The following is a 3578-nucleotide window of genomic DNA, read 5'->3' as shown; positions in this document are numbered from 1 at the left end:
ATTTGGTAGTTTTGTTTTGTATTTTTTTAGCTTTAATGGACTAATGTTCTTTACGATTTCGTTTATATATTCGTTTGCTTGAATGGATAATTCACATGAGTTTTCAGTATTTGCTTCATCTTGAGGCGGCTCAATTCGATGCCGTATGTTGTTTTCGTTCTTTTTCGCCTAAATAGGAGGCTATTTCATTTCTTTAGTCTTTTCCTGTGGTTAGCACAGGAATGCTCTATATTTGCCATAAATGGGAATGATTCCCATTTGTATACTTAAATTCAGGATTTTTTCCCAATTATGAAACAAAAAAAAGTTAAAAATATTACTCAGAAGTTTTTACAATGGAGGAAGAACTTGATAAAAAACCAAAGGAAATCGCTGAAATTTTAGAAGTGGATCTGAGTACCTATTACAAATCAAAACGAGGAGACATCCCCCTTAGCAGCCATTTCCTTGTCAAAGTTGAACACATTCTCGGATACAGTAGAGATTGGCTAGAATTTGGGAAAGGCAATCCGAAAGTTGAGGACTCTAAACCTCTATCCGAAATTGAATCTCATCTTTCCATTTTAAACAAACTCAAAGCTTATGACCTCATCCCCATTTTAGAAATCCTTCCCCACAATCCAGTCGCGGAAGACAAAAGAGTTCTTTTGGATCTTTTAAATCTTTTTGCTCAAAAATTTAGGTAGGCAATTTTACCGCTCCATCTATCGCTATTTGCAGCTTTTGATTTCCGATTTAAAGATAGGCAAAAGTTTTACAGGATTCTTCTAATCCCGCTCCCTACTTTCTTTTGGTACAGATTTTCCTTTCCGTTTCATACATTTTCACTCATTCCGTTTTGTGTATTTATTGGGTGATTTTTTCTTTATGAGGCCTTCGTTTTTTTGCTTTGTTCTGTTCGGTTTTTATTCCCTTTTTATATTCTTGTAGGTCCGATTCCTTCTCTTGTTGGAGCGTTTTATTCAATCCGAACTTATTTAAATTAGCATATCAGATTCCAGATTCAACTAGGTTAGCATGCTAACCTAGTTGAAATTAAAACAAAATATCGATGAAATTATTTTTTACTTTTCATGGAATTTAAATTCTATAAACTATAGCTATGAGTATGGGACATAATATAATTACAATTGCAAACCCCAAAGGCGGGGTTTCAAAGTCTACGACCGCAGGACACTTATCAATGTCCTTAGCTCAAAAGTCTAGGGTTTGTGCTATCGATTTTGATAGACAAAAGGATTTGTCTAAAATGTTCTTCTTAGGTTATCCCGATTCATTTTACGACCATGCGAATACATTAACATTAATAAATTTCGAAACTAGCTTTGAAGATACAATAAAAAACAAATACAACGTAGATGTTATTGTATCTTCTCCTGGTCTAAGAGATTTTTCGATGCTGGTTGCAAAAGATATAACATTTTTAGATCGAGCAAAAGAAATACTCAAAGATCCCGACACCATTCCAAAATATGATTTTATAATTATCGATACACCGGGTACAGGAATATTTGAGACCACTTCAGCGATATTAGCATCTGATATAGTTATAATTCCAGTAACACCTGCAAAATGGTCCCTTGATACCTTAAAGGATTTTTTCAAAGATTTAAATGATTCAATAAAATCTGGATCGAATTTATCCAAAATTTTTATCCTTCCATCTTTATGGGGAAATTCCGCCGAAAAAGACGAGATTCACGAACAATTACAAAGGATACCAGAAGCTTTTGAAGAATTAAAAAAGAAAGAACCCGGGTTTGACTTATTACCAAGTCCAAAAATTTTAAATCCGATACCAAGTTCAGAAGCAATTAGGAAACGTTCGGAATTTGCCGAACCTCTGAGCGAAAATACTATAGGCAAAGTAGCCTTCGACAAGTTAGCGGAAAGAATCATAAAAGAATGCACAACTAAAAATAAGACCTTTTCCACAAGTAGGTTAGCGCGCTAACCTACTAATTTGTATAGTAGTTTTAAAGGGTAAAAAATGGCTAATACCAAAAGAAAAAGAAATTTAGACGATTCGTTCGGAGTGTCTGACGTAGTAGCAAATGATGCTTACAACAATCATAATAACATTCTATTAAAAGAGCTAAACGAAAAAAGAAATTTTTCGCCCGAACAGCATTTATTGGGAATTGGAGGAATTCAAAATATTCCGGTCAATTCTATTAAATCCGTTGATAACCCTAGAAAGAATTTCACTGAAGAATCTCTAAAAGAACTGGCTGATAATATAAAAAAATTTGGGCTATTGCAACCAATAGCTGTTTATAAATCTAATGAAGGATACAATTTACTTTACGGTGAACGCAGACTACGAGCTTTCAAACTAAACAAAGAAGAAACGATTCCCGCAATCGTTAAGAACGTAAAACAATTTAAAAAAGATTTAATTCCAGAAATAAAATTGATGGAAAATCTACATCGTGAAGATCTCAGTGATTTTGAAACAGCACTAAGTTTGTCTGTACTGAAAGCACGATTAAACCTTTCGGATAATGAACTCACACAATATGTCAACAAATCCCGATCTTGGGTTAAACATAAACTTATACATGCTTCGACAATTTCTAAAATCGTCTCAAACGAAAAAGAAGACGAAGCTCTAATATCTTTTCTATCTAATATGCCAACTACATCTGTAGTTGATTTACAACCTAGTATAGACACAGACAAAAAGTCAGTGCTTTCTTGGTTGGAACTGCAAATTAAATCCGGAAATATACCTAAAAGAGAAGAAATACGAGAATTCGCACAAACTCTAAAATCTGGAATAATCAAACAAACTAAACCGATAAAGTTCAAAACAAAAAAAGAAACAACAATTCCTTTATCCCCGGAACAAATAAAAGAAAAAATAACAGAAATTGAAAATCGCATTAAACAATTAAAAAGAGAAAAGAAAAAATACGAAAAAATGCTTTTATAAAACACAAATAAAACTTGTACTCAAATTTGGTTTTAATATAAATGGGTTGAATCAAAGAAGAGTAACTCTTCTTCGATTTACGTTCTATCAAAGCCCTGTGTGGAAGTCAGATACCCACAGGGCATCCTTCTTAAAGTGAAAATAATATAGTTATGTCTCATTTTTTGCTTGACATCCGTTTCGTACCTGATTCTAGTCCAAAATATCTTAGGAGACATAACTAAGATTCGGCTTATCTGACAATTGCCGAAGAAAAGAACGTAAATCGAGGATCTACCAAAAGGCTCCGCGCCTAAATAATAGTTCCCCGTTTTTTAAATAGAGTAGGGTAATTCAATTTTTACCGTGCTGCGCCCGCGTTATGTCCGGCACCGTAAAAAAGGGAACAAAAATTATGGGCGAAGCTTTGTCCACAAGTCGGGCTTTCACTGTATCAGACGTAATCGAATCACTACCACTAACAATGTTAGTGGTAGTGATTCGATTACGTCTGATACAGTGAAAGCCCGACTTGTGGACAAAGCTTCGCCCATAATTTTTGTTCCCTTTTTTACGGTGCCGGACATAACGCGGGCGCAGCACGGTAAAAATTGAATTACCCTACTCTATTTAAAAAACGGGGAACTATTATTTAGGCGCGGAG

Annotated in this window: 2 protein-coding genes and 1 pseudogene; all 3 read left to right on the top strand. The window is 34.4% G+C overall.

Annotation, left to right across the window (positions count from 1 at the left end):
• Positions 1-291: 291 nt before the first annotated feature.
• The 3 genes and pseudogenes from LEP1GSC062_RS19245 to LEP1GSC062_RS19235 all read left to right on the top strand — a co-directional run bounded on the left by LEP1GSC062_RS19245 (position 292) and on the right by LEP1GSC062_RS19235 (position 2935).
• Positions 292-686, top strand: a pseudogene (locus LEP1GSC062_RS19245) (XRE family transcriptional regulator).
• Between the two features lie 422 nt (positions 687-1108).
• The gene (locus LEP1GSC062_RS19240; RefSeq protein ID WP_078125351.1) at positions 1109-1954 is read left to right on the top strand and encodes a ParA family protein; all 846 of its coding nucleotides are present in this window, start codon (positions 1109-1111) and stop codon (positions 1952-1954) included.
• Between the two features lie 36 nt (positions 1955-1990).
• Complete coding sequence (locus LEP1GSC062_RS19235; protein ID WP_020985213.1) at positions 1991-2935, top strand: ParB/RepB/Spo0J family partition protein; 945 nt, start codon at positions 1991-1993, stop codon at positions 2933-2935.
• Positions 2936-3578 lie beyond the last annotated feature (643 nt).

Origin of the sequence: Leptospira alexanderi serovar Manhao 3 str. L 60 (assembly GCF_000243815.2) — a bacterium.
GTDB classification, from domain to species: domain Bacteria; phylum Spirochaetota; class Leptospiria; order Leptospirales; family Leptospiraceae; genus Leptospira; species Leptospira alexanderi.
The sequence above is the reverse complement of the archived record's forward strand: the minus strand, read 5'-3'. Positions and strand labels throughout refer to the sequence as shown.

Excerpts from the sequence above, each read along its gene's own strand:
- LEP1GSC062_RS19240 (WP_078125351.1), top strand. The coding sequence starts at position 1,109 with ATGGGACATAATATAATTACAATTGCAAACCCCAAAGGCGGGGTTTCA.
- LEP1GSC062_RS19235 (WP_020985213.1), top strand. The coding sequence starts at position 1,991 with ATGGCTAATACCAAAAGAAAAAGAAATTTAGACGATTCGTTCGGAGTG.